General features: G+C 51.4%; 24 protein-coding genes, 2 tRNA genes and 2 pseudogenes. 8 read left to right on the top strand and 20 right to left on the bottom strand.

Features of this window, described 5'->3' with window-relative positions; all coding sequences use genetic code 11:
* Window positions 1-115 precede the first annotated feature (115 nt).
* The 6 genes from U8U01_RS03380 to U8U01_RS03405 form a co-directional block, all read right to left on the bottom strand.
* Window positions 116-679: an ABC transporter ATP-binding protein gene (locus U8U01_RS03380; RefSeq protein WP_322170377.1), complete on the bottom strand. Its 564-nt coding sequence runs from the start codon at window positions 677-679 to the stop codon at window positions 116-118.
* A gap of 346 nt (window positions 680-1,025) precedes the next feature.
* Complete coding sequence (locus tag U8U01_RS03385) at window positions 1,026-1,673, bottom strand: ATP-binding cassette domain-containing protein (RefSeq protein WP_016215691.1); 648 nt, start codon at window positions 1,671-1,673, stop codon at window positions 1,026-1,028.
* An 11-nt stretch (window positions 1,674-1,684) separates the two neighbouring features.
* Entirely contained in the window at window positions 1,685-1,873 is a 189-nt protein-coding gene (locus U8U01_RS03390) for a hypothetical protein (protein ID WP_016215690.1), read from the bottom strand.
* A gap of 16 nt (window positions 1,874-1,889) precedes the next feature.
* Window positions 1,890-3,254: an ABC transporter permease gene (locus U8U01_RS03395; RefSeq protein WP_322170387.1), complete on the bottom strand. Its 1,365-nt coding sequence runs from the start codon at window positions 3,252-3,254 to the stop codon at window positions 1,890-1,892.
* A 98-nt stretch (window positions 3,255-3,352) separates the two neighbouring features.
* Complete coding sequence (locus U8U01_RS03400) at window positions 3,353-4,468, bottom strand: sensor histidine kinase (protein WP_016215688.1); 1,116 nt, start codon at window positions 4,466-4,468, stop codon at window positions 3,353-3,355.
* Window positions 4,465-5,130 (bottom strand): response regulator transcription factor, encoded by a 666-nt coding sequence (locus U8U01_RS03405; RefSeq protein ID WP_016215687.1) that lies wholly within the window; start codon window positions 5,128-5,130, stop codon window positions 4,465-4,467. Before U8U01_RS03405 ends, U8U01_RS03400 begins: the two co-directional genes overlap by 4 nt.
* A gap of 421 nt (window positions 5,131-5,551) precedes the next feature.
* Between U8U01_RS03405 and U8U01_RS03410 the strand changes: the two genes are divergently transcribed.
* A complete protein-coding gene (locus U8U01_RS03410) occupies window positions 5,552-6,637 on the top strand; it encodes a transposase (RefSeq protein WP_322170392.1) in 1,086 nt (361 codons plus the stop codon).
* A gap of 24 nt (window positions 6,638-6,661) precedes the next feature.
* Here U8U01_RS03410 and U8U01_RS03415 read toward each other — a convergent pair whose 3' ends face one another.
* Window positions 6,662-7,009 carry a hypothetical protein gene (locus U8U01_RS03415; protein ID WP_322170395.1) on the bottom strand — a complete coding sequence of 116 codons (348 nt, stop codon included), beginning with the start codon at window positions 7,007-7,009 and terminating at the stop codon, window positions 6,662-6,664.
* A 100-nt stretch (window positions 7,010-7,109) separates the two neighbouring features.
* Between U8U01_RS03415 and U8U01_RS17560 the strand changes: the two are divergent.
* A pseudogene (locus U8U01_RS17560) lies at window positions 7,110-7,250 on the top strand (tyrosine-type recombinase/integrase); the annotation flags it as partial.
* A 162-nt stretch (window positions 7,251-7,412) separates the two neighbouring features.
* Here U8U01_RS17560 and U8U01_RS03420 read toward each other — a convergent pair.
* The 9 genes and pseudogenes from U8U01_RS03420 to U8U01_RS03460 form a co-directional block, all read right to left on the bottom strand.
* Window positions 7,413-7,488, bottom strand: a tRNA-Thr gene (locus tag U8U01_RS03420).
* A gap of 66 nt (window positions 7,489-7,554) precedes the next feature.
* A tRNA-Asp gene (locus tag U8U01_RS03425) sits at window positions 7,555-7,631 on the bottom strand.
* A gap of 95 nt (window positions 7,632-7,726) precedes the next feature.
* Window positions 7,727-8,638 (bottom strand): permease-like cell division protein FtsX, encoded by a 912-nt coding sequence (ftsX, locus tag U8U01_RS03430; protein WP_322170398.1) that lies wholly within the window; start codon window positions 8,636-8,638, stop codon window positions 7,727-7,729.
* A 353-nt stretch (window positions 8,639-8,991) separates the two neighbouring features.
* Window positions 8,992-9,669 (bottom strand): annotated as a pseudogene (gene ftsE, locus U8U01_RS03435) (cell division ATP-binding protein FtsE); the annotation flags it as partial.
* A gap of 62 nt (window positions 9,670-9,731) precedes the next feature.
* Window positions 9,732-10,814: a helix-turn-helix domain-containing protein gene (locus U8U01_RS03440; RefSeq protein WP_322170401.1), complete on the bottom strand. Its 1,083-nt coding sequence runs from the start codon at window positions 10,812-10,814 to the stop codon at window positions 9,732-9,734.
* A gap of 220 nt (window positions 10,815-11,034) precedes the next feature.
* Window positions 11,035-12,147 (bottom strand): ABC transporter ATP-binding protein, encoded by a 1,113-nt coding sequence (locus U8U01_RS03445; RefSeq protein ID WP_322170403.1) that lies wholly within the window; start codon window positions 12,145-12,147, stop codon window positions 11,035-11,037.
* A gap of 440 nt (window positions 12,148-12,587) precedes the next feature.
* Window positions 12,588-13,253 carry a DUF4830 domain-containing protein gene (locus tag U8U01_RS03450; RefSeq protein WP_322170406.1) on the bottom strand — a complete coding sequence of 222 codons (666 nt, stop codon included), beginning with the start codon at window positions 13,251-13,253 and terminating at the stop codon, window positions 12,588-12,590.
* 76 nt (window positions 13,254-13,329) lie between these two features.
* The gene (locus tag U8U01_RS03455; RefSeq protein ID WP_322170409.1) at window positions 13,330-13,947 is read right to left on the bottom strand and encodes a 4'-phosphopantetheinyl transferase family protein; all 618 of its coding nucleotides are present in this window, start codon (window positions 13,945-13,947) and stop codon (window positions 13,330-13,332) included.
* On the bottom strand, window positions 13,944-15,335 hold the full coding sequence (locus tag U8U01_RS03460; RefSeq protein WP_322170411.1) for an MATE family efflux transporter: 1,392 nt from the start codon (window positions 15,333-15,335) through the stop codon (window positions 13,944-13,946). The genes U8U01_RS03455 and U8U01_RS03460 overlap by 4 nt, the downstream gene beginning before the upstream one ends.
* A gap of 259 nt (window positions 15,336-15,594) precedes the next feature.
* Here U8U01_RS03460 and U8U01_RS03465 point away from each other — a divergent pair, with 259 nt between their 5' ends.
* The 5 genes from U8U01_RS03465 to U8U01_RS03485 all read left to right on the top strand — a co-directional run bounded on the left by U8U01_RS03465 (window position 15,595) and on the right by U8U01_RS03485 (window position 19,568).
* Entirely contained in the window at window positions 15,595-16,590 is a 996-nt protein-coding gene (locus U8U01_RS03465; RefSeq protein WP_322170414.1) for a carbohydrate kinase family protein, read from the top strand.
* A gap of 93 nt (window positions 16,591-16,683) precedes the next feature.
* A complete protein-coding gene (locus tag U8U01_RS03470; RefSeq protein WP_322170417.1) occupies window positions 16,684-17,565 on the top strand; it encodes a sugar phosphate isomerase/epimerase family protein in 882 nt (293 codons plus the stop codon).
* 33 nt (window positions 17,566-17,598) lie between these two features.
* On the top strand, window positions 17,599-18,057 hold the full coding sequence (locus tag U8U01_RS03475) for a low molecular weight protein-tyrosine-phosphatase (RefSeq protein ID WP_322170420.1): 459 nt from the start codon (window positions 17,599-17,601) through the stop codon (window positions 18,055-18,057).
* Window positions 18,054-19,094, top strand: coding sequence for an A/G-specific adenine glycosylase (gene mutY, locus U8U01_RS03480; protein ID WP_322170423.1), 1,041 nt, complete (start codon window positions 18,054-18,056; stop codon window positions 19,092-19,094). The genes U8U01_RS03475 and mutY overlap by 4 nt, the downstream gene beginning before the upstream one ends.
* A gap of 69 nt (window positions 19,095-19,163) precedes the next feature.
* On the top strand, window positions 19,164-19,568 hold the full coding sequence (locus U8U01_RS03485; protein ID WP_322170426.1) for a hypothetical protein: 405 nt from the start codon (window positions 19,164-19,166) through the stop codon (window positions 19,566-19,568).
* Between the two features lie 68 nt (window positions 19,569-19,636).
* Here U8U01_RS03485 and U8U01_RS03490 read toward each other — a convergent pair whose 3' ends face one another.
* From U8U01_RS03490 to U8U01_RS03505, 4 genes are all read right to left on the bottom strand, one after another.
* Window positions 19,637-19,846 (bottom strand): hypothetical protein, encoded by a 210-nt coding sequence (locus tag U8U01_RS03490; protein ID WP_322170429.1) that lies wholly within the window; start codon window positions 19,844-19,846, stop codon window positions 19,637-19,639.
* Between the two features lie 250 nt (window positions 19,847-20,096).
* Window positions 20,097-22,115, bottom strand: coding sequence for an ABC transporter permease (locus U8U01_RS03495; protein ID WP_322170432.1), 2,019 nt, complete (start codon window positions 22,113-22,115; stop codon window positions 20,097-20,099).
* Complete coding sequence (locus U8U01_RS03500; RefSeq protein ID WP_322170435.1) at window positions 22,108-22,926, bottom strand: ABC transporter ATP-binding protein; 819 nt, start codon at window positions 22,924-22,926, stop codon at window positions 22,108-22,110. The genes U8U01_RS03495 and U8U01_RS03500 overlap by 8 nt, the downstream gene beginning before the upstream one ends.
* 197 nt (window positions 22,927-23,123) lie before the next feature.
* Window positions 23,124-23,498 carry a RidA family protein gene (locus tag U8U01_RS03505; protein WP_322170438.1) on the bottom strand — a complete coding sequence of 125 codons (375 nt, stop codon included), beginning with the start codon at window positions 23,496-23,498 and terminating at the stop codon, window positions 23,124-23,126.
* A gap of 529 nt (window positions 23,499-24,027) precedes the next feature.
* Between U8U01_RS03505 and U8U01_RS03510 the strand changes: the two genes are divergently transcribed.
* A complete protein-coding gene (locus tag U8U01_RS03510; protein ID WP_322170441.1) occupies window positions 24,028-25,902 on the top strand; it encodes an LTA synthase family protein in 1,875 nt (624 codons plus the stop codon).
* Window positions 25,903-25,980 lie beyond the last annotated feature (78 nt).

Below are 25,980 nucleotides of genomic sequence, written 5' to 3' on the forward strand. Positions count from 1 at the left end.
GACCACACTTGATCGCTTATGTCGTGTCTGTGATAGGAAGCATCCATCTTTTCCTCTCCTGTCTTTTTTGATGCTTCCATTCTATCACAATTCCTCTACCTTGTGTAGACACTATCTAGGACGCTCTGGATTGAATCAATTTCTTCAAGACCTGAACCGCTTCTACATCCAGTCCCGTCATCGGCTCATCTAACACCCAAAGAAGGGGATCGTTCACCAGTGAAGCTATAATAGCAATTTTCTGCTTTGTCCCATGAGATAATTTTTTGATAGGTCTGTTCAGATATTTTTCAACCTGAAACGCCTCTATCAGCGGAGTATAAATTGTGCCTCTTGTTTTAGAAGGTACTTCGTACATATCCGCTATAAAATTCAAATACTCCTTTCCCGTAAGATTGTTGTATATATCGTGGCTGTCAGAAACATAGCTGATTTGTTTCTTGTATTGCATGGGGTTCAGCTCCAGAGAGTAATTACCAAGGCAGATAGAGCCTTTTTCAATCGGTAGTAATCCCAAAATCAGCTTTAAGGTTGTGGTTTTTCCAACTCCGTTTTTCCCCAACAGGCCAACGATTTCTCCATCCAGCACAGAAAAAGTGAGATCGGTCAGCACAGGGACTTGTGGTTGGTAATGAAAAGACAAGCTGGACACATTCAACAAGGAGAACACCTCCTTCATAGCTTTTAACCTTTTGGTTAATTGGTTGTTTTCAGTATAGCATCATATTTGAAAAATGTCAATACACGAAGTAGCCTCTGGCTATGAATTTATTTTGCAATTCTTTTTTCATATATAACAAGAGGCTATTTATGCAGTAAAACAAATACGAAAATTTAAGGGTGCGGCAGAGAATACCGCACCCTTCCTATACTTCAAATTTATAGCCCACGCCATAGACGCTTTTCACATAATCCTGCAGATCCGGGGCAATCTTGAGTATGTTGTTTGTTGGTACTTCAATGATACATCATTCAGCAGCGGGTGTCTTTATTTTGTGCAATATTTGGTATTTACTCATTTATAGTTATGAAGATTTCTCGCTTTGCTCTATCTGTAATTCACCCTTTTTCAGCCGGAACACCACATCCGCCTGTTTTGCCAGCTCACCTGAGTGGGTAACAACTATCACGCATTTCTTCATCTGATGGGCGCTTTCTTTCAAGATTTCCGTAATATCCCCAGCCGTATCCTCGTCCAGATTGCCGGTAGGCTCGTCCGCCAGAATCACCGGAGCTTCGCTTGCGAGCGCCCTTGCAATGGCTACCCGCTGCTGCTGGCCGCCGGAGAGTTTCAGCACGTTCCGTTTGGATTCCTCCCTCGTCAGCCCCAGCCGTTCCAGAAACGGGAGTGCCGGTTTCTTTGAAGTCAGCCGGACATTCTCCTGCGGGGTCATATAGTCAATCAGGTTGTAGCTCTGAAAGATAAAAGAAACATTCTTTTTCCGATGGCCTGCCAATCCGGCCTGTGCAATGTCTTTCCCTTCAAACAGGATATTCCCGCTTGTGGGGCTGTCCAGACCGCCCAGCAGGGATAGAAGGGTTGTCTTGCCGCACCCGGACGGGCCGAGAATGGCATACATTTTTCCCGCCTCCATCTGCGCATTGATCCCTCTCAGCACCTTCCTCTTTTTGTCATAAGAGTATGTTAGATTTTGCAGTTCCAAAATTCCCATAGAGGCACCTCCTATTCACCTTCGGGCACAAATTCATAGTCAAAATCATAGTCCTTTACTTTATCCGGCACCTCGTAATCTATGATGGGCGAGCCGGATTGCTCCTGCGTTTCGTCTGATTTATTCTCCTTGGGGGTACACCCTGTGAACAGCAATCCCACAAAAAGGAGGACAGAAAACATTTTCCATACTTTTTTCATATCGTTACCGCCTTTCTCAGCTCATTTTCGATAGAATTTCCCGCGGTTTCAGCCGCATGACGGAAATTGAGGATATTCCAGCGGATACCGTTACAATCCCGATCCCCAGCAGGAATAGGAGGCCCATTTCCTCAAGCTGTACACGAACCTGTAATTCCGGGGTTTCGATTTCCGGCTCACCGGTATCTGTTCCGGCCTCCCCACGGGTTCCGGCAGATAAGCCGTCTTCCTGCTGCGCCTCCGTTACCGCCTGCCCGGATTGCAATACGTTTCCCATCTGGCCCGCAATGGCGCTGGCGGAGAAATAAGAGAGGGAAAATGCTAATATCGCAATCAGCAAAACCTCGGCAATATACTGCCCTAAGATGGACAGCTTGCTGATCCCAACCGAGAGCAGGACGCCGGTTTCATGGATGCGGGTTCTGGCCCACATGGTTAGAATGAGCGAGAGGATGGCGATGCTTACAATCAGCGCGATCGTCAAAATGGTGGATACCAGCTCCGATAACTGTTCCAAAGAGGACGCGGCGTTTTCATAGTCCTCGTTGTCAACCAGAAAAGAAAAGCCTTTCCAGTCCACGCCGCTGATTTCCTTTACTTTAGAAATGATTTCCTCCATGTTCTGCGGGTCGTTCACCGATACCGTCAGCTCGTTAAAGCCCTGTATTGCGGGGCCGTTTTCGTAAGCCACCAAAGTGGCAAGGTCGGTGATGATAAGGTTTTGTATTTTATCGTAGGTTGTCACCTGATCGTTGATGCCTTCGATTTCTTTTGGAGAGAACAGGCCCACAATCTCAATCTCCACGCCTTTGTCCGTCTGGATTTTGTCACCAATTTTCAGGCCGTTTTTCTCAGCCAAATCCTTGCTGATCAGCCCCTTGTTTTTGTCGTCCGGCAGGATATGCCGCCCCTGCGTCAGCGTAAGCTGCCCGGAAGTAAACCGGGTAAGCTCCTCGCTTTTCCATGTGCTTAAAATCTTTGAGGATGCGCGAAATTCTTCCTCAATGGGGATATTGCCGGTAAATAGTTCCAGAGAGGGGAACGCCGCCAGCCCCTCCACGGTGGCGCTGCACTCCTTGATCCCCTCAATTTCCCGGATTTGCTCTACCAGCTCCGGGCTGATCTGCTGGGTGGAATACATCAGGGTTCCGCCCTCCACGCTTTCCACCTTCAAATAGGGGTTGTTTTCCGTGTAGTCAAAGCCAATGAGAAAACTCCCGCCAAGGCTTTGCCGCAGCTCCTGCTGGGCGGCTTTCGAAGCGTTCCCCAGTGCCAGAGCGGTCAATACAAAGGTTGCCATCACCAGCAAGATGACAAAAAGAAGGATACTCTTGCCCCTCTTGCGGACGATATACAGCCACGCTCGATTCATAAAGTTCATAGAATGACCTCCATTTCATATAGGATAAGTGTTGCAACGCTGACAGCATAGCACCCCAATATGGAACCAGTATGAAACGGATAAAAAAAGCCATCGCTTTATGGGAGATAAAGGGTAAAGCACATTCCCGGCGGGTTTTTGGTCGCCTCAAATTGATAGGGCATCCCAAGGGCCTTTGAAAGCGTATCTACAATATATAATCCCAGCCCATTCCCTCCATCTTTGCGATCTCTGGCAAAGTCTGGGCGGTAGAACGGCTCAAATACATGGGCCAGCTTATCCGGCGGGATGGGCGTACACTCATTTTCTATTTTTATCTGTCGGGCGTTCAATATAACGGTGATCTTGCATCCCGGCTTTGTGTAAGCGACCGCATTGGAGAGCAGGTTAGACAGGATCTTTTCAAGGCTTTTCTTTGACGTGTGGACAGGGCACTTTCCCTGTATGCTGAAAGAAAAGTCGAGTCCCTTTGCCTTCGCAATCAACTGATAGGGCTCGCAGATTGCCGGAAGACGCTCAGACAGGTCAAAGGTTTCCGCGTCCTGTTTCTCCTGTGTAAAATCCAGCCGGGAGGTATCCAAAATTTCTTTAATCATAAAGGATAGCTGCCCGGTAATCTCCTTACATTCCAACAGACAGCGATCCCGGTCTTTGTATTTTCCAATGCCTAAGATCATGTTTTCCAAAATCGCGTTCAGGGCAGTCACCGGCGTTTTCAGCTCATGGGAGGCGGCCCGCAGGAAATCAATTTTCAACCGTTCCGCCTCACGGACGTTTTGCTTTTCTTCCTCCAGATTTTCAATGGTGGAAAGCAGGCTGGCATACAGCTTATTGACGCGGGCGGCCAGCTCGCCAATCTCGTCCTTCGTATGCACCACGCAGGCTGCAGCCTTATCCAGCTTTTCCATCTTTTCCGTTGTAACCGCAATCTGCTTGATCGGCCTCGTCATGGCTCTGGAAAACAACAGGGAACACCCAGCGGAAATGATGGCGCAGCAAAGCAGGGATACCGGCAGTGCTTTTCCGATAGCGGATTTTATCAAAATACCAGTATTCACATCACTCTCAATAATGGCTCCTTCCACAAAACGGTTGGTGCTTACGGTCATTTGCGGCGCAAGCACATAGAGAAAAACATGAGCCATCACGGTGACAAACAGCATTACCAGAAAGGTGTATAAGAAGATTTTAGTAAAGAGCTTTAAATTTCTCATGGGTGTTCCTCATACTTGTAGCCAACGCCTTTTACCGTTACAATCCGGTTAAGACTCAGCTTTTTCCGTAAATTTTTAATGTAGGTATCAATCGTGCGGTCAATGATGGGGTAATCATATCCCCACAACTCGTCCAAGATCTGCGACCGTGTAAGCACCAGACCTTTATGCTCTATCAGCAATTTCAGCAGGTCGATCTCCTTTGGTGTCAGGTCAATAGGGCCGCCCGGCCCGGAAGCAGTATAGCCGCCAAAATCCACCGTAATATCGCCCATCTGAATTTGTTTCAGTTCCGGACTTTTCCCACACCGCCGCAGCAGGGCCGTCACCCGTTTTCCCAGCAAAAGCATGGAAAAGGGCTTTGTGATATAGTCGTCCGCCTGTTCATCAAAGCTGGCCGCCTGAGTAGGCTCATCGTCAAGGGCGGTAAGCATTAAGATAGGAATGTTGCTTGTTTGGCGCAATTCTTTTAATACCTCCAAACCGGTTCGCTTCGGCAGCATAATATCCAGAACCACTAAATCAACCGATTTCTCCCTTGCAATCTGCAAACCCTGTTCACCATCAAGGGCCGACAAGGTAATATGCCCTGCGGATCTCATATATTCACAGATTGCCTCGTTGGTGGCAGTATCATCTTCCACAATCAATAAAACAGCCATTTTTACACCTCCTCACATTATTATACCAAAGCAATATGGAAACAGTATGAAATGCTTTGTGTCAGATTGACAGTGTACTGAACTTAATGGGAAAAAGCAAGCCTTTCATAACGGATCAATCCACACAAGGCAGACTGGCTCATGTTGACAGGAAACTGGCCCGCCTTGCTGTAAGTGAAATACTTTCCCTATTTACTATTTCTATTAGATTCAGAACTATAAATGAGTAAATACCAAATATTGCACAAAATAAAGACACCCGCTGCTGAATGATGTATCATTGAAGTACCAACAAACAACATACTCAAACAACAAGGGGGTGTCCGTTGCAAACAGTATACATCATTCTAACAGTATTTACAATTACTTTAAAACCTTAAAACTCGGATTATTTTTATCCGATGTGTACCTAAACCATCTGATGACTATCATTGTTTCCGTTTTCCTCCGTGGTTACAGGGGGAAAACTGTAGATTTCGCCGAAGTAAGTAACCAGCACAGAACCACAACCGCCTATTTCCTGAACCACGGCAAGTGGAATGATTCCGCTCTCCAGGATACTTTGAAAAATGCCGTCATACAGGTTATTTATCAGGAAGCGCAACGCTCAGGACAGCCTGTTTTCTGTATTGTAGATGATACGATTGCTTCGCATACCAGGCCTTCGTCACAGGCCGGGCATCCAATTGAAGCAGCGTACTTCCATCAATCCCATTTAAAGGGCTGTCAGGATTATGGGCATCAGATTGTTTCCGTCATGCTTTCCTGTAATGGACTCATACTGAATTATGCCAATATCCTGTATGACAAATCAAGATCAAAGATACAGAGTGTCCAGGAGATTGCAGATGAGCTTCCCGTGGCACCGGTGATTTCCTATTTCCTTTGCGACAGCTGGTATACCTCCGTAAAGGTAATGGACAGTTTTATCCGGAAAGGGTTTTATACGATCGGAGCGCTGAAGACCAACCGGGTCATCTATCCATGCGGGATCCGTCAGAAAGTCAGTGAGTTTGCCCTTCATTTGAGAAAAACAGACCGTGCTGTCAGCCTTGTGACCGTTGGCGGCCGTGAATTCTATGTGTACCGCTACGAAGGAGAACTCAATGATATTCCAAACGCGGTGGTTATTATCAGCTATCCCCGGGAATCTTTTGGAGATCCGAAAGCGCTGAGGGTATTTATATCCACAAATGCCGGAATATCCACACAGGAAATCCTTGACACATATACAGAACGGTGGGCAATCGAATTATTTTTCCGTCAGAGCAAAAACAGACTCGCGCTGGACAAATATCAGATCCGCTCACGGCAGGGAATCGAGCGGAACTGGCTGATTATGTCATTGGTTCATTACATGTGCTGTATGTATTCCGGGAAATACAATACCTTCGAGGAAGGATACTGGTATTTTCAAGATCAAGTCAAAACAGAGCGAATCGGTAATCTGCACCAGTTCATAAAAAATGGTGCGTCACTTGAAGCTGTTTTGAAATTGGTAGGGTAGTTTTGTGCAAATTTCTATATTTGCTCATTTATAGTTAATAGGAAGGATCTCAAGAACAATGCCTTTTGTTTCATTTACCGGCTGCAATGTAACAAGAATAAGCAACGTACAATCTTCGTTATCTGCATTTTGAAACGAAAATTCCCGCTTTACAAATTGTGCTGTTAAGTAGGGAGCCAGGCCATCAATCCCTTGTTCAGCGCCCGTAACATTAGACTGAGCATCATTCGCTTGATCTCCGGGAGAGGCTTGAAAAGAATAATCTTTCCCGTTTCCATTCAGGGCATCTTCAATATAAAAAGAACCATAGACATACTGTTTATCTCCGCAGGTCAAGTTCACAAATGCCTTATTCTTAGCATACCGCTCCAAAACCTTATCTTCCGATAATTCTGAGGATTGTTGAAGCTGCTGTATTATTTCCTCCCCTATGCTTTCCGCAAGACTTTCTTTTTGGTTTGTATAAAAAGCAGGTATAGATGTAAAAACCGTCTCCTCTATGCTCGGCCACTATGACGCAGGCTTTACGCTGAGAACCTACACCCACGCCACCCGACAAAAGCAGGAACAGGCTGCTGAGAAGATTGGGAATTTTATGAACCAGGTCAGATAAAAGTGGGTCAAGAACCGCAAAACGGCTGGGACTTCCTCTCCGGAAGTTTCCAGCCGTTTTCGCTCATTTCCGTATGTGGGTCAGGGTGTGGGTCAAGCCCAATTTTGAAAGCCCATTGGACAAAACAAAAACCCCGCAGACCGCAGTCTTACGGGGGTTTTGTGGAGCTGCTATCCAGATTCGAACTGGAGACCTCATCCTTACCAAGGATGTGCTCTACCACCTGAGCCATAGCAGCATATGAGTTCGCTGTACAAACTTTGTTTGCCGGCGATCTCACTCGCTTATCATAAAGATAAACACTTGGCGACCCGGAACGGGCTCGAACCGTCGACCTCTAGCGTGACAGGCTAGCGTTCTAACCAACTGAACTACCGGGCCAACTCAACCGACCTTGTATATTATAGTCCGTCCCGCTCCATTTGTCAAGTGTTTTTTGAGATTTTTCGAAGAAATTTGATTTTTCTAAAAAACACCTAAATAATGGCGTTTTCCCCTTCTTTTTTCAAATACTTGCCAATGGAAATCACGCCACCCATAATGCCAAATACCGCACCAACCAGCAGGTAGCCACCATACAGCCACCAAATATACGGTTCAATATCAATAACCGTTAAGATAGTTGTAATACTATATACTACCTCTACAGCTTTATCATATCCCAGGTACAGCGCTGTGGCGGAAATTGCCCCAGAAAGGACCCCGATGAGGATGCCCTCAACAATGAATGGTACCCGTACAAACCCATTGGTTGCCCCCACTGACTTCATAATGATGATCTCCATACGGCGGGAGAAAATGGTTACCTTTAACGTGTTGGAAATAATGAACAGTGCCACCAGGCCCAGCACAATCAAAATACCCAAACTGACATACCGCACCAATCTGTCTAGATTGCTGAGCATATTGGCCACTGCCCGGAAGTTTGCAACCTGGTCGACCCCCTCCAAGGCCAAAAGTGCCTCTTCGGTCTGGTCATAAAGGCTCAGGTCTGCCATTGAGATGGTGTAAGCATCCGGCAGGGGATTGTCCTTGCCTTGGAACACATTGAATAACTCGCCTTCCCCACCCAAATCCTGAATGATCCCCTTCAAGCCATCCTCTTTGGGCACAAAGGTACACTCGCTGATGTTGGGAATGGCCCGGATCTCTTCGCCCACCTTAACGGCTGTCAAAGGTGGTAAATCTTCACTAAGGAACACTGTGATCGTATTGTTGGCCTCAATAGACCGCATGGTAGCACTGAGGTTAATGGAGATCAGCCCTGCCAAGCCTGTCATCAACAGGCACGAGATCAGTACGCACACAGAGGCAATACTCATGGTGCGGTTCTTCCACAACCCTTTCACACCTTCCCTAAACAAATATCCAATGCTGTGTATACCCATTTCCTACTTTCCTTTCTCAAAAAAGACATCACGCTCCGCCAAGGCTTTTACACTTCGATGCCCCATAATAGTTATGGCCGTTTTTTACGTCCCTTCACAATATCCGGCGGTACATCATCAGCCTGGCCTATATCCACTATTTTCCCCTCCTCGTCATAACTAGCAGAGGTAGAGAGAGCCTCTAACAAAGTGGGCTCGTCCCGGTCAAAGGCCGGCCGGGGTGGGTAATCCTCCTCATCGTCCTCCAGCTTGGGAGGCGGCATCGGAACCGGCCCAGGTGCGGGCACCGGTTTCTCTGTGGGTGTTTCCCCGCTTGTTTCCTGTTGCCGGGCAGCAAACTCTTCCGGCGGGGCATAGCTGTCCGCCATCTCATTGGTATCTGCTACAATCTGCCCGCCATGGATCTGGATAATTCGCTTATGGAAATGTTTTACCAGGGAATGCTCATGGGTAACCATCAGAATGGTCGTCCCCCGCCGGTTGATCTCGTTAAGCAAATCCACAATCTCAAAGGACAGTGCCGGGTCGATATTACCGGTGGGTTCGTCCGCTATGATCAGTTCCGGGTTGTTCACCAGCGCCCGGGCCAACCCCACCCGCTGCCGCTCGCCACCGGAAAGCTCGGTCGGGTAGTGCTTGGCCTTATGCTGTAGGCCTACCAGGCTTAGGATATAAGGCACCCGCTTGCGGATAGACCGCCCCGATGAGCCTACCACCCGCATAGCAAAGGCCACATTGTCATACACTGTCATATGGTCGATTAGGCGGAAATCTTGGAACACCATGCCCATCTTACGGCGAACATAAGGGATCTTCCCCTTACGCAGACGGGAGATGTCAGCACCGTCCAGAAATATCTGGCCAGAGGAGGGCCTCTCTTCACAAGTGATGAGCTTAAGGAAGGTGCTCTTCCCGGCGCCGGAGGAGCCCACAATAAACACAAACTCACCCTTTGGCACCTTCAGGTCCACATTGTGCAGGGCCTCTGTACCATTGTTGTAGACTTTCGATACATTCACAAACTCTATCAAAAAACAGTTCACCTCTTTGTACAGGTTGGCAGCGGAAAGCCAAGTGCAGCATCCGCCAGCCTTTAGAATTTACTATTATTCGTCAAATAACGCTTGACCATCAACGCCACCTTAAACACAATGGCATCCTCAAACTCCCGCAAATCCAGCCCCGTCAACTTCTTGATTTTCTCCAGCCGGTAAACCAGGGTATTACGATGCACAAACAGCTTGCGGGATGTTTCGGAAACATTCAAGCTATTTTCAAAAAAACGCTGGATAGTAAACAGGGTTTCATGATCCAAACTCTCAATGGAACCGCGCTTGAAAACCTCTTTTAGGAACATCTCACACAAAGTGGTAGGCAACTGGTAGATCAGCCGGGCAATACCCAGGTTATTGTAGCTGACGATATCCCTGGCCGTATCGAAAACCTTGCCCACTTCCAAAGCAGTCTGGGCCTCTTTAAACGAACGGGCCAGTTCCTTGATGTTATATACAATGGTGCCAATGCCTACACAGCAATGGGCATAAAACTCCCCCGTCAGTGTATCAACAATAGAGCGGGCCAGTTTATCAATATCCCGCTCGGTAATGTCCGGGCGGATTTCTTTTACCAAAGCAATATCCGTTTCATTGATGTTGATAACAAAGTCTTTATTCTTGTCCGGGAACAGGTTTTGTAGCACTTCAAAGGCAGACACCTCGTTTTTATCGCTGACCTTGATCAGCAGGCAAACCCGTGCCACATCAGAATCAAAGTGCAATTCATGGCTTTTTAGATAGATATCGCCTGGCAAAATGTTATCCAGGATAACGTTTTTAATAAAATTACCCCGGTCATATTTTTCATCATAGTATTGCTTAATATTATCCATTGCCACGGCCAAAATGCGCACATAACGCCGGGCATCCGGGTCTGCACCAGAAACAAAGGCTGCATAGCTAGGCCGCTGGCGGCTGCCAAAAGCCTTAAAAGTATGATCCTCCGCAACAAAAACCTCATCGCTACCAATGCTCTCTAACGCGCCTTCACCAAAAACATCGCCAACCCTGCTCAGGTCGCTGCACGCAATAACAACGGAGGACTCGTCCATCACCCCTATTGTGCGGTCGATGGCGTCGCTCATTTGGTGGATAATCCCTTGAAACAATCTGTTGGACATAAATTTCTCCCCTTACCAGTCATTTTTTGGTTACAAAAGCGAACCGAAAGCCTATCTCACGCCCGCATAATACCTGCTGTTTATTATACACTATTTACAAAAAAAATTCAACCCCTTTACAGGCACAGCCATCCACCTGTGTGCATTGAGGAAAGGCTCCTTTATCCATAAAAACAAACAAAAGGGCCGGTGAAAACCACCGGCCCAAATATGGCAAATTTTAGTTGATAACCGTAACCTCGGTCTCTTTGTCGAACACGTGCATCTTGTTCAGGTCGAAAGCGATCTTGCACTTATCGCCAGGCTTGGCTGTGGAGGTGGGCTCCACGCGGGCAGTAACAGGGTTGCCTTCGCAATCCAGATACAGATATGTTTCTGCGCCCATCAACTCGGTAACTTCTACCTCGCAGGAAACATGGGCGCCGCCTACCTTCTCGATGAAGTCGGGCTCGTCATGTACATCCTCGGGACGAATACCAAACACCACATCTTTACCTACATAGTTGGCAATAGTAGTGCCCTCGGCCTTCTTGGCAGGAATGGTGATGGTGCAGGCACCAAAGGTCAGGGTGAAGTCGTTGCCGGACTTCTGGCACTTGGCATCGATGAAGTTCATCTGGGGAGAGCCCATGAACCCGGCCACGAACTCATTGACAGGGAACTCATACAGGTTCTGGGGCGTGTCCACCTGCTGGATGAACCCATCCTTCATAACCACAATACGGTCGCCCATGGTCATAGCCTCAGTCTGGTCGTGGGTAACGTAGATGAAGGTGGTACCCAGCTTGATGTGCAGCTTGCTGATTTCGGTGCGCATCTGGGCACGAAGCTTAGCGTCCAAGTTGGACAGCGGCTCGTCAAGCAGGAACACCTTGGGATCACGGACGATGGCACGGCCCAGGGCCACGCGCTGCCGCTGGCCACCGGACAGAGCCTTGGGCTTGCGGTCCAGCAGGTGGGCGATGTCCAGGATACGGGCAGCCTCTTCCACGCGGCGCTTGATTTCATCCTTGGGGGTCTTGCGCAGTTTCAAACCAAAAGCCATGTTATCAAACACGGTCATATGGGGATACAGGGCGTAGTTCTGGAACACCATGGCGATGTCGCGATCCTTGGGGGCGATATCGTTGCTGAGGGTATCGCCGATGTACAACTCGCCCTTGCTGATCTCTTCCAAGCCAGCGATCATACGCAGGGTGGTGGACTTACCGCAACCGGAAGGGCCAACCAGGATGATAAACTCCTTATCAGCAATCTCCAGGTTAAAGTCCGTAACGGCCGTAACACCGCCGGCGTAGATCTTATAGATATTTCGCAAACTCAAACTTGCCATATGTTTTCCTCCTGTCAGGCAACGGGTAGGAGGGTCAGCGGCCTTCCCCAAGATATTGTATGAAGAAGAACATTGCCCTGGCGCAGGTGGTGTGCGTCCTACGCTCTCCGCACCGCAGTGCCTAATTGATTTACCTGTATTATATCAGAAATTTCAAGCGTTGAAAAGTCTTATTATACCCAAAGATTCTTCACACCATTTGTATGTCTTTACCAAAACCCAAAGCAGGTTACAGAAAAATGTATAATATGCCAATTTCGGCTAAAATTATCATAAATGCTAACCGCTTACCGGTATTTTCCACACCCGCCAAACGCCCCGTAAACTATTGTAAACCAACGCGGTTTGGGTGATACCCCGCCAACCGCGCTGGTTTACATATTGCGGTTTTCCACCTTTCTCCCCAAGTTCTCAACATCGGCAGATGCTGCCTCAAACGGTCAATCCGTCGGCCAATCGGCCTCCCCTGCCGTACTTTCCACCTGATCCTCCACAGGTTCCGTGCCGGTCTGTTCGGGCTGGCTATCCACAGGTTCCGGGCTAGCCTCTGTTCCACCCACGGTGCTTTCCACCTGACTCTCCGGCATGGAAGAGGAAACCTCGCCACCCTGTGAGGCACTCTCTGCCTGGCTTTCCGGGGCAGGGGCTGTTTCCCCATAGTGGGCACTGTCCTTCGCAAAGCCATGCATAAAACCGTCCACCTCTGCACAGGCCAGGTCGCCGCCTACAATCAGCCGCCCATAGACCAGGAGCGTCGCGAAAACCTCTGTTTCCCCAGGGTAGTTGGTAATGTGGTACTTATACTGGGTGACAATCTCTCCGGCGTAAGGGGCCAAGTCAAATCCTTGCGCCTGCTGCATGGCATTATACGTCTGGTATACATCGTCGAACTCGGCGGGGATCATCACCTCGCGCTGCTCACTGGCCTGGGCCTCTGTCTGCCACCCAAAGGACTGAAGGAAAGCCAGCCGCTCTTCGTTGGTTTCGCCGAAAAACTGTTGAGGCTCCGGCTGTTCCCCCTTTTGCCAGCGCAGGAAGAACACCGCCCCCACCACCGCTACTGCCAGCACTGCAAAGGCCATGATCCGCTTTTTGTTGGGTTTCATTGACACAAACATACAACATCTATCCTCTCTTGTAGGTTCATGCTCAATGAATATGCATTCTATCCGCCAGGTATGCCTACCCCGTCCCCAATAACTGCCTGGGGATGAACTCCAGTACTATCGAACCTGGTAAACTCTGGCAAAGGGTCAGCCAAAACCGCTGCCCACCTCTCCATAGGGGTATACTATTTAAATGTAGGCCCGGTTGCCCTTCCAGCCTGGGTTGCGGCCCCAAGGCTGCTACAGGGATCGCCTGCAGGCCCTGGGCCATCCCCAGTCCGGTATACTTCATGTAACTTTCTTTACAGGTCCATAGCTGGGTCATACCGCTGTCAAAATCTCCTGCCAGCGCCGCCTGGCAGCGCTCTTCCTTCCTGGCAACCCTGGCTGCCAGCCGTGGGGAAAATATCCGCAGCCGCTCCACATCCAAGCCCAGTTCTCCCTTTCCCAAGGCACAGGCCACCAGGCCGTGGCTATGGCTAATACTGAACTGCACCGGTAACTCCTGAAAGGCCGGTTTCCCCCGTGGCCCGTACACCAGTAGAGGGTTTATATCCACCTGCCCTGGCGCACCCTCTGCCAGAAAACCGGCACGCATTAGCCCCAGTGCCAGCAGAGCACGCCCTGCGCCGGTTTCCTCCTGCCGTGCCTTTCCGGCAGGCAGGGAAGTTATGTAGACTGCTGTCCCTGTCATCCGGCCTGCCCCGCGCCCGGCTCCTCAAAGAGGTTGTCCCGGGTGATGTCCTTCAACCATTTGCCAGAGCGGTAGCGCCTGAACACTGCCGGCCACTTGACAAACTCGTCCAAGCAAAGGATAAAATATACCCACAGCACCGGCAGTTTCAATACAAATGCTGCCAGGAACCCTACCGGCACAGCATACACCCACATGGTAATGGCATCACAGATAAGCCCAAACCGGCTGTCGCCCCCAGCCCGGAACACGCCGGCGATGAGGGTCGTATTGACCGCGCAACCCATAACATAGTAGCTGTTAATCAGCAGCATAACACTCAGATAGTCCAAAGCAGTCTGGGTAAAGTTGCCGCCCCCAGCATATATCAGCACAAAAGGCCGGGCAATCAGCACAATAGCCCCACCCACGGCCCCTGCCGCCACAGTAAGCCAAAGCACCCGCCGGCCATCACCCCGGGCCTCTTCCAGCTTGCCCTCGCCGATCTTCTGGCCCAGCAAAATGCCCCCGGCGCTGGCCAGGCCAAAGCAGAGGATGGTCCCGAAGTTTCGCACCACCGAGGCCAGGGAATTGGCCGCTACGGCATCACTGCCCAAATGGCCGATGATAACCGAGTACATGGAGAAGGCCAGGCCCCACACTACGTCGTTGCCTACCGCAGGCAAAGAAAGCTTGACAAAGTCTGTAAACAGCGCCTTGTTGCGCACAAACATCATGCGGAACTTTAACTTGACCTCTTTGGATCGGGCCGACACCACAAAGCACAAACCCAGCTCTACCAACCGGGAAAGGGAGGTTGCCAGTGCCACACCCATGACCCCCAGCTTGGGGGCCCCCAGCCAGCCAAAGATAAAGATGGCGTTGAGCACTACATTCAACAACACGGCGATGGTGTTCAACACCGTACCGATGGCTACCCGGCCCACACTGCGCAAAATGGAGATATATACCTCTGTAACCCCCCAGCACAGGTAGCACACACTGAGGATGCGGATGTAACCGGCCCCCAGTTCGATAAGCTCAGGGTCGTTGGTAAAAAGCAACATCATATACTGGGGCACAGTGAGGGCCAGCACCGCCACGACCAGGGAAACACTAAGGGAAATACGCAGCGCAATGCCTTGCACCACCTCAATGGCCCGGAAGTCCTTTTTGCCATAGTACTGTGCACACAGCATAGTGGCCCCAGTGCCGATACCGTAGAACAGCATAAACAGCACATGGGCATACTGCCCAGCCAAGCTGACCGCCGATATAGCCGACTGGCCCACAAAATTCAGCATGACCACGTCTGCTGAGTTCACCGCCGAACTCAGCAGGTTTTGCAGCACTATGGGCGTTACCAGCTTGAGTATCTGCCCATAAAAAGGGTTTTTAAATCGGTTCATCTTTACTCATTTCCTCCATATCACTCAAATTGCATATTGTCCAATAGTATAGCATCTTCGCCCCGCTAATGCAATACTACGGCATTAGTTTTTTCTTAGCTTATAAAGGAGGCTGTGGCCGTACCAGTCTATTTCCGCCTACAGGTTATTTCTTTGCCGCCCCCCTTTCCTTTTTTATTTGGTTCTGCTATAATAGTCCTAATGTTACATCAACCTCAGCCCACAGTATCATTATATATGGAAGGAATGTGAATCTGCTATGCCAGACATCCTTACTACCGGCGAACTCCTCATCGATTTCACCCCTGTCAATGCACCGGGGTATGCGGGGGCAGTCTACCCTAACCCCGGCGGCGCGCCCGGCAATGTGGCCGTGCAACTGGCCCGGCTGGGAGTTTCCGCCGGGTTTGCCGGCAAGGTAGGTGGCGACCACTTCGGCCGCCTTTTACGCCAGGCCCTTGATGAAAACGGCGTCGACACCCGCGCGTTGGTGGACGACCCGGACTTTTTCACCACACTGGCTTTTGTCCATCTGACGGAAGAGGGCGACCGCAGCTTTTCTTTTTGCCGCAAGCCAGGGGCCGATACCCAACTGCGTTGGGAGGAAATTGGCCCGTCCCCATTAGAAGGGTATCGAATGCTGCATTTTGGCTCCCTCTCCCTTACCACCGAACCGGGTAAGAGTACCACTCTCAGGCTGGTGGAGGAGGCCAGGAAAATGGGCCTTCTGGTTTCTTATGACCCCAACTGGCGGCCACCCCTGTGGCCCTCCCAGGAGGCTGGGGTCGCAGGTATGTCACAAGGCCTGGAACTTTGCCATCTGCTGAAAGTTTCTGAGGAAGAGTTAACCTTGCTCACTGGTTGCAGCAGCATGACCCAGGGCACGGAAAAGCTCCACTCCCTTGGCGTCCAACTGATCCTCGTTACGCTGGGCCCCCACGGCTGTGTGTCCTCCCACATGGGGCAACTATGCCATCACCCCACTTTTAACACCAAAGTCATCGATACCACCGGCTCCGGGGACAGCTTTTGGGGGGCATTCCTCTTCCAACTGATGCAAAACGGTTTCGATACCCCGGAGAAACTGCATACCCTGGACCAGGCACAACTGGCCGGGTTCTGCCGGTTTGCCAATGCGGCTGGCTCGGTATGCGCCACAAAGCCCGGTGGTATTCCCGCCCTTCCAACCCTTCCCGCTATCCTTGCGTGCCTCTCCGACTGCCCATTGCTGGAAACCGGGTTTCGCATTAGCTAGGGTTGCCCTCAAAGGCAAAGCTGTTTTATCACCTGCTCCGTCACACCATACCAAACTATTTCCGGGGATACCCCGCCAGAAAGGATACTTACCATGCTATTTTCTTCTCCTACGGAGGGCCTTGCCCACCTGTATGACCAAACCACCGCTGTCCGGATGCTGGCCCAAGCCGGTTTTGAGGCTTTTGACCTGAGCCTGTTCACCATGACCGACCCCAAGGATCCCTTCAATCAACCGGATTACCGGGAGCAGGCCCTTGCCCTACGGGCTGTGGCCGATGCAGCCGGGATCATTTGCAACCAATCCCATGCCCCGTTTCCTTCCAGCGTAGGCGACCCGACCCAAGATGAGGAGCGTTTCCAGACTATTGTCCGGGCTATGGAAATTGCCGCCATACTGGGGGCAAAAATCATTGTAGTACACCCCATGCACCACCTGGACTACCGCACCCATGCCCAGGAAACCACAGAAATGAACCTGGCTTTCTACCGCCGCCTACTGCCCTATTGCCAGCAGTTCGGCATTAAGATAGCCTGCGAAAATATGTGGCAGTATAACCAGCCCGCCCACCGCATCCGGGACAGTGCCTGCTCCCGGCCCCAGGAGTTCTGCGATTACATCGACCAGGTAGGCAGCCCCTGGCTGGTAGGCTGCCTGGACGTAGGCCATGCCGCCCTTACCGACGAGGACTTGCCCGCCTATGTGCGCGCCCTGGGCCCCCAGCGCCTGCAAGCGCTACACGTACACGACAATGACCTGTGGGCCGATAGCCACACGCTCCCCTTTGTCACCGGTAAGGTGGACTTTGCCGGCCTCACTGCGGCCTTGAAGGAGATCGGCTACCAGGGTGACCTGACTTTGGAGGCGGATGCCTTCCTGCTAAAATTCCCCCTGCCCCTGGTGCCTGAGGCTGTCCGGCTGATGGCGTGCACAGCACGTTATCTGGCCCAAGAGGCCGGCAAGCAGGATGCATAGCCCCCATCCGTTCAGCAACAAGGGAGAGCCTACATGACAAGGATATTATTCGTCTGCCTGGGCAATATCTGCCGCAGCCCTATGGCAGAGTTCGTGATGAAAAATCTGGCGGAGCAAGCAGGATTACGGGATGCATTTGTTATCGAATCTGCTGCTATCAGCAGTGAAGAACTGGGCAACCCGGTCTATCCCCCTGCCCGGCAAAAGCTACGGGAACATGGCATCGACTGTACCGGCAAGGTTGCCCGGCAGATGACCCGGGAGGACTACCAGCGGTTTGACCTGTTGATTGGCATGGACAGCAGCAATCTACGGGATATGCGGCGCATCTGCGGCGGCGACCCAGAAGGGAAAATCCACCTGCTGCTGGAATATACCGGCCGGCCTGACAGCGTGGCTGACCCCTGGTACACCCGGGACTTTGATGCCACCTGGCAAGACGTACTAACAGGCTGCCAGCATCTACTGGCCCGGTTGAGGGCCCAACCATGACCCCCCTGGCATATCTGCCCGCCCCACTGTTGGACTGGTACGCCCAAAATGCCCGCACCCTGCCCTGGCGCAGCGACCCCACGCCCTACCATGTGCTGGTATCGGAACTGATGTTGCAGCAGACCCGGGTAGCGGCAGTGCTGGGTTACTACGCCCGGTTCATGGATGCCCTACCCACGGTAGAGGATCTGGCCGCCTGCCCGGAGGACCGGTTGATGAAACTCTGGCAGGGGCTTGGCTACTATAACCGCGCCCGGAATCTGCGGAAGGCTGCTGGGCAGATCGTGGAGGAGTTTGGGGGGCGGTTTCCGGCTGATATTAAAGCCTTGCAAAACCTTGCCGGGGTAGGCGCATACACAGCGGGGGCGATTGGCTCTATTGCCCTTGGCATGGCCGTGCCTGCTGTAGACGGCAACGTGCTGCGGGTAGTCAGCCGCCTTACCAATGACCATCGCCCGGTAACAAAACCCGCCGTCAAGCGGGAAATCACCCAGGCTGTAGCTGCGGTGATCCCGCCAAACGCGCCAGGGGCCTTTAACCAGGCGATAATGGATCTGGGCGCTATGGTCTGCCTGCCGGGAAGTACGCCCCTGTGCGACTGTTGCCCGGCGGAAAGTTTCTGCGCTGCCCGGCAAGCAGGGACTGCCCATCAGCTACCTGTGCTGCCGGAGAAAAAGCCCCGGCCTGTAGAAATGCGGACTGTCTACCTGATTTTCCACCAAGGACAGGTTGCCTTACGCCAGCGGCCTGCAAAGGGCCTACTGGCTGGCCTTTGGGAGTTCCCCAATGAGCTAGCCCCCTGGCCCTGCCCCGTAAAGGGCCCCAAAAGGGACGCGGGCCATGCGAAACATATATTTACCCACGTCGAGTGGCGTATGTCAGCCTATGTGGTGGATGCCGAAAGCGCCATCCTTCCCACAGGGTGGCGCTGGGCCCAAGATCTTGATGACTATCCTATCCCCAGTGCCTTTGCCGGATTTACGGGCCTGGTTAAGGTGGGCCTTGCCTCCATCAGCCCAGAGCATACTACCCGCTAATCCCTTGCACCCGATCCCTGTTCTGCGCATAGGATGTAATAACGGCAGCAAACCGGGAGGGACAAGATTATGCGAGAAACAGGCGCACTCTGGGGCGCATCCCCTGGCACAACGGGCAAACAGGTAGAGGAAGGGCTTAGACTGCTGGAAAACTCCCAGGGGCTGCTACAAACCATCATGCTGGGTTTGGCCCTGCAATACCGCTCGCTGGAACTGGAAAAGTGCCGGTTACTGGGGCATGAGGGTGGTATAGAGCCCCAAAATATGCAGATAGCCGCCTCCCTGATAACGTTGAGAGCACTGTATGGGTTCCAATGCCAGGCAGAGGGCCTGGCCACCCAAGGTGGCGATACTATGGATGTCAAGTTGGGCGCTGTAAGTATCCTGGTGGGATTAATACGGCTATTCCTACTATTAAAAGAGCAAGGAAGAAAGGCGGTTTTGGAAGAATCCGCCACCGACCCGGTCATATAGCAAGAAAGCGGAAAGGAACCCCTATGGCTCCCTTCCGCTTTCTGTTTTTAGGCAAACCAGCTTGCACCTCACCTATGCCGTAGCCTACGGTAGGCATTCCCGGCTACAGCCAGCAAAGCGATCAACAGGCAGGCCGTTAACAGTGCCGAAAGCACCCACCCAAACACGCCCCACAGCCCCTGGCCACCCTGCACACCTACATCCCACAGCCGGTCAATACCCCAGCTAAAGGGCTGTAATAGCAGGTCAGCCACACCTGTTACCAGCTTAAAACCCATATGCAAACTCCCCGTGACCAGTTTCCACAGTATTTCAAGTACCCAACCTATGAAACGCCAAGCGTATTCCAATAAGGAAACGGCCACACTAAAAATCGACATACACTCTATTTTCCACAGCATTGATATATCCCCCTTCTTTCTCCTGTCTATATGGAAGTCATGTGGAGCAGCCTGCAAGGAGCCACCCCTACATAGCACTGCCGCACCGGCGAAACAGACCAGTTCCAAATATCCAAATATCCGCCCTTTACGCCGCGCTCTCTACAATACGGTAATAAGTCCGGGCTGTCAGTAGGTAGATCACCAGATACATGGCCCCGAACACCCCTACGCAGCCCGCCATCGAGGTTAAAATAAGCTGTAGGTTTACCGCATTCATCAGACCCAGAATCTTTTGCAGCATTGGGAAGGCAAAGCAAAGGTGCATCACCGCCGTAGCCAGCGGCAGGAAGAATACCAGCAACACCTGGCTGTGGATGCTCTTCTTTACTTCCTCCCGGCTCATGCCCACCTTTTGCATGATGTCAAAGCGCTTGGCATCCTCGTAGCCCTCAGACACCTGCTTATAGTACATGATCAGCACCGTGCCCATCAGGAACATAGCCCCCATAAACAGCCCCAGGAAGAACACGCCCCCGTACAAGCTGGCAAAGTCCTCCCGGACGCTTGGTTTACTCATAAAACTCATGCTAAACCCCTCGCCATTCACGAAAGCATTCCAGTTACGGGATTCTCTATCGATCCATTCCCTGATCTCACTGGCCACTGTTTCAATGGCCTCATGATCATGGCCCGCAATGTCAAGCCGGTAGAGGTGTTCAGCCCAATACCAGCCCTGTTCCCTATCATTATCCGCCAGCATCAGCTTATCTCCGTCAAACAGGGCAGGATCTCCCAACACCAGGGCGTAGCTTTCAAACCCCGTCATATAGCTTGTGTCCCTGTCCCGGCCGGGCATATCAATCTTTGTCACCTGATAGGTCTTGTCAAAGACCGTCATGGTATCATAAGGGAAGGTCCCCTCCGGGTCGTAGAGCAGCACCTCGTCTGCATTCAGGTTCCGACTGTCGTTGAAATAACGGTTGTAGTCCTCCAGGGTGTACAAGTCAAAGCTGACATAAACCGAATTTAGCAGCCCATCGTTCAAATACAAGGTATTATCTACCCGGGAACAGGCAAGCAGCCAAGAGCGCCGGTTGAGGACGTTCTCCATCTGGACGTTATTCTTTGCGCAGATAGAGGCAACTTCCTGGAACATCACTTCTAGCTCTTCCTCTGTGATCCCCGAAAAACTCATTTCAATATCCTGTGGACAGCGCTTATTTACCGCGTCATCTACCCCGGTGTAAAGGGAAAAAGTGGTAGAAACCGTTACCAGCAGGCAGGTAAACAAGATGCAGATGGACGCCAGCCCCGCCGCATTCTGTTTCATGCGGTAAAGCATTCCTGAAACCGTGGTAAAATGCTGGGTCTTGTAATAGAAACGCCTGTTCTTCTTTAGTAGCTTGAGCAGGGCCGTAATGCCCACGATAAACAGCAGATAGGTACCCAAAATTACCAGCACCACAGCCACAAAGAACATCATGAGGGCGTCTAGAGGGTTGGAAATTGACAGGGACAGATAATACCCCGCTCCCAGCAGGCCAAGCCCTAAAATCGCCAGCAGCCAGTGGGCTTTGGGCTCCTTCTCCCCTATCTCACCTCCGTGGAGCAGTTCGATCGGCTTTGAAAGACGCACCTGCAAAATGTTGTACAGCGCTGTAACCAGGAAAATACACCCAAACAGCAGCACTGCCTGGAAGATTGCCGAAACGGGTATTACAAAGGGAACCACCCCGGCTATGCCTAATAGTTTTTCCAAAATAAGGAAAAACACTTTGGAAAACACAACGCCCAGCACTACCCCCAGCCCTATGCAAGTCAAAGCAGTCATCAGTGTTTCGCTAAGGATGACCCCGGCGATATGGCGCTTTTCCATGCCCAGAATATTGTAGAGGCCCAATTCCTTTTTTCTGCGTTTCATCAAGAAACTGTTGGTGTAGAATAAAAAGATCGCTCCAAAAATGGCAATCACTATAATGCCGAATCCTAACGCGCTGGCCGCGGTACGGGCCCCGTAGAATTCAGAGTTTTCCGCCCCTACAGTCAGGGCACAGATCATGTAGTACATCATGATGATACCTGATCCGGACAGCAGATAGGGCACCGTTACCCTGTAATTCTTGCGCAGGTTCTGCCAAGCCAGCCGGGGATATAGCTTAAGCATTGTCCTCACCCTCCTCATAATGCCTGCCTACACCAGCAGGCACAGGCTGCCCAGAGGCTTTGCTGGTGGCCAGCACCGTCAGGGTATCTGAAATGCTCTGGTACATCTGGTCATCCGTCATGCCGCCCCGATAAATCTGATGGAACACCTGGCCGTCCTTAATAAACAGCACCCGCCCGGCCCGGCTGGCCGCCTGGATGGAATGGGTCACCATCAGCACCGTGTGGCCGTCCCGGTTCACCCCGGCAAACACGTCCATAATCTGCCCCGCCGAGCGGGAATCCAGCGCACCGGTCGGCTCATCCGCCAAAATAAGCTGGGGCCGGGTGATAATGGCCCTGGCAATAGCTGTCCGCTGTTTCTGCCCGCCAGAGATCTCGTAGGGGTACTTTTCCAGCAAATCCCCAATGCCCAGCTTTTTGGCAATGGGCTCCAGCCTTTCCTGCATCTCCGGGTATTTTTTCCCAGCCAGCACCAGGGGCAGGAAGATGTTATCCCGTACCGAGAAGGTATCCAACAAGTTAAAGTCCTGGAACACAAACCCCAGGTTATCCCGGCGGAAAGCGGATATCTCCTTTTCCTTCAGACTAACGATGTCCCGCATATTTAGCCAGACCTTACCGCTGGTGGGCTTATCCAGCGCAGCCAGGATATTCAGCAAAGTGGTCTTACCAGAGCCGGACTCGCCCATAATAGCGGCAAACTCTCCCTGCTCCACAGTAAAGTTCACATCCTGCAAAGCGTGCACCTGTGCCCCGCCCAGCCGGTTGGAATAGGTCTTTTTCAAATGCTCAACATTTAATAGCGCCATGTGTATCGCTCCCTTGTTTCATTATCATGGTTTAAGTATAGCGGATAATTCTTACAAAATCCATAAGGCCGCCTTACAAAAAGTCCGGCCTACCTTACACTTTTGTAATGTTGGCGATACAGGCAAAACAAAAACGCCAGGGCTCTCCTGGCGTTTCCTTCTACATGATTGTGATTTTTTTTGGCCCTTCCCGGCGCTTACTTCACCGCCACAGCCTCTATCTCGAACAGCGCCCCCTTCGGCAGCGCAGCCACCTGCACGCACGAACGGGAAGGAGTTTCGCCGGTGAAGTACTTGGCGTAAATGGCGTTGATAGCGGCAAAATCATTCATGTCAGCTAAAAACACCGTAGTCTTAACCACATCGCTGCAAGCCATGCCCGCAGCAGCCAGCACAGCCTGCAGGTTTTCCAAAGCCTGCACAGCCTGGGCCTCCACCCCCGCCGGCAGTTCCCCGGTAACCGGGTCAAGCCCCAACTGGCCAGAGGTATATAGCGTGTTGCCGCAAAGCTTGGCATGACAGTAGGGCCCTACAGCGGCAGGCGCATTGGCGGCAGTAATTGTTTTATTCATAATAAATTCCTCCTGATGGATTCTCTGCCCCCGTAAACAGCGGGGCAACTGCTTTTATGTTATCATTATAATATGGTTTGGAAGAAATTGCAAGAGCGGCGCTCACATGGGTGTGTCCATAAAGAAGAGGTTACAGAGAAGTGTTGGCCTCCGGCGGCGGAGAGTTGGCGTAGCCAACTCTTGGGCTCTGATTCTCGGCTGCCGCCTCAGTCGGCGACGGGCAATCGCCACCGGCAATTGTCGCCCCCTAAGAACCCCACCACCTTTGAAAAGGGCGAGGGCCACCGGCTACTTGGCGCAGCCAAGTAGAGCGGCCGTCACGAGCCGACCGAACCGGCAGGTGAGAATACGAATCTTTTACTATTTGTCCGCTGGAGCCTCGTTCTTAAACTCTTCATTTTGGACACTACCAGTGCATAAACTCGCCTTTGCATAGTACCTATGCCCTCCAGCATCTTGACGGTACATACAAACAGGTGTATAATTTAAGAATACATTACGGCTCGATTCAAAAAAAGGAGTTTTGCTTGTGAATGAGGCAAAGGAGAAGCTCTCTCAACTGTGTAAAAAGTGTGGCATAGGCAGCCTGCCATTGTTTTTTCTAGCACTTGTGTTTTTAGATTACGCTTTCCGGTGGGTCTATGCCTTTGCGGGAAGTACCCGGCTGCTGGCCTGGCAGCCCATGCTGTTTACGGTTGGCTGGGCGCTGCTGCTTACCGGGCTGGTATCCCTGTTGCCCCGGCTGGGACGGCGCATTGCTATGGGGTTTCTTGGGGTATTTGCAGCCTTTATGGCGCTTCTAAACGGGGTCATTTTCAAGGTCTTTGGCCATTTCTTTAGCTTTCATGACATAAACTTTGCCGGGGACGGCATGGAATTCTTCAGCCTGGAATACCTGCGCCTGCCCAAAAAGGTCTTTTTTATCTTAGCTGTCTTTTTGCTGATGGTTGCTGTAGCTATCCTGTTCAGCCAAAAGCCCAAGCCCGCCCGGCGGCGTTGGCTGCGGCCGGCGGTTTCACTGGGCGCTGTCATACTGGCCCTTGTACCGCTAACGGTTACCTCCCTAGCGCTTACCCCCAAAAGCAACGCTGTGGGCTGGATGCAGAACTATGACCCCAATGATGACACAGCCATATACGAGGAATTTACCAACCTAAACCGCTGCATGAAACTCACCGGCCTGTACCAATATACAGCCCGCAACCTGGCCGTCACCCTGGGCTGGGGTGTAGACCGCAAGGGGATAGAGGAACTGGACACTTTCTTTGACCAACGCGGAGAAGAGATCAGCGGCAAAAACGCGTATACCGACGCGTTGAAAGACAAAAACTTTATCATGATCATGATGGAATCCATAGATAGTTGGTTCGTCACGGAAGAAATCATGCCAAACCTATACCGGATACGGGAAGAGGCACTGGACATTCCCCACTTCTATACGCCCTTATTCATCTCCGCGGCTACCTTTAACACAGAGATCATCACCCAAACCGGGCTAATCCCTGCCAACTCCGGGGTTTCCATCGGCACCTATGCTACAGACAGTTTTCCCCTTTCCTTAGCCCACCTTTTTGCAAAGCAGGGCTATTCGGTAAATTCTTACCACGCTTATAACCCCAAGCTTTACAGCCGGGGGACAGTCCATGCCAATCTAGGGTTTGAGTCCTTTAACTGGCGGGATGATATGGGCATGGCCGATGCCGACCTGGATACAGAATTGATGAACGCCTACGAGCAGTTCGCACCTGTACAGGAACAGCCCTTTTTCAGTTTTATCATCACCTTCTCCGGCCACGGGCCCTATGATGACGACTTGAAGAACATTGCCCAGCGCCATTGGGACGAGGCCGAGGCATATGTGAAACGTTCCGGCATTGACAGCAGCCCGGAAAATTTGTTGGAACTCACCCATGCCGTTACCCATATGATGGAAACCGACCAGTTTATTGGTATGTTGATGGATCGGCTGGAGGCAGAAGGCCGCCTGGATGACACTGTCCTGCTGTTCTACACCGACCATTATGACAAATATTTCACGGATAAGGAGTTCCTGTACCAGCAAAAGGGTGTCAGCGGACCGCCAGAACTCTATAATACCCCCTGTTTCTTCTATGGCGGCGGTCTACAGGCCCAAGAGGTAGAAAAGTACTGTAGCACAGTAGACATTGTACCCACATTGGTGAACCTGTTCGGCCTGGATGCCGACCGCCGGTACTATGTAGGCGATGACATCTTCGGCGACAAGGGAGGCGTTGTGATGTTCCCCGACGGCGCCTGGTATGACGGCGAAACCTACTTTGAGCCTGGGATGCAGGATCCAGACCCTACTCTTACCGCCCAAGCAAAACAACGTGTTTCTATGGCAATGGAGGCTGTACGTATCGACTACTTTAAGGAACGTTGACCAGATCCATAAACGGAAGGGCCAGGCCGCATATTGCAGCCTGGCCCTTCCTCTTTCACATTGGCGGGGCCTCTGCCC

Source organism: Acutalibacter caecimuris, from assembly GCF_034335085.1.
GTDB lineage: Bacteria > Bacillota > Clostridia > Oscillospirales > Acutalibacteraceae > Acutalibacter > Acutalibacter caecimuris.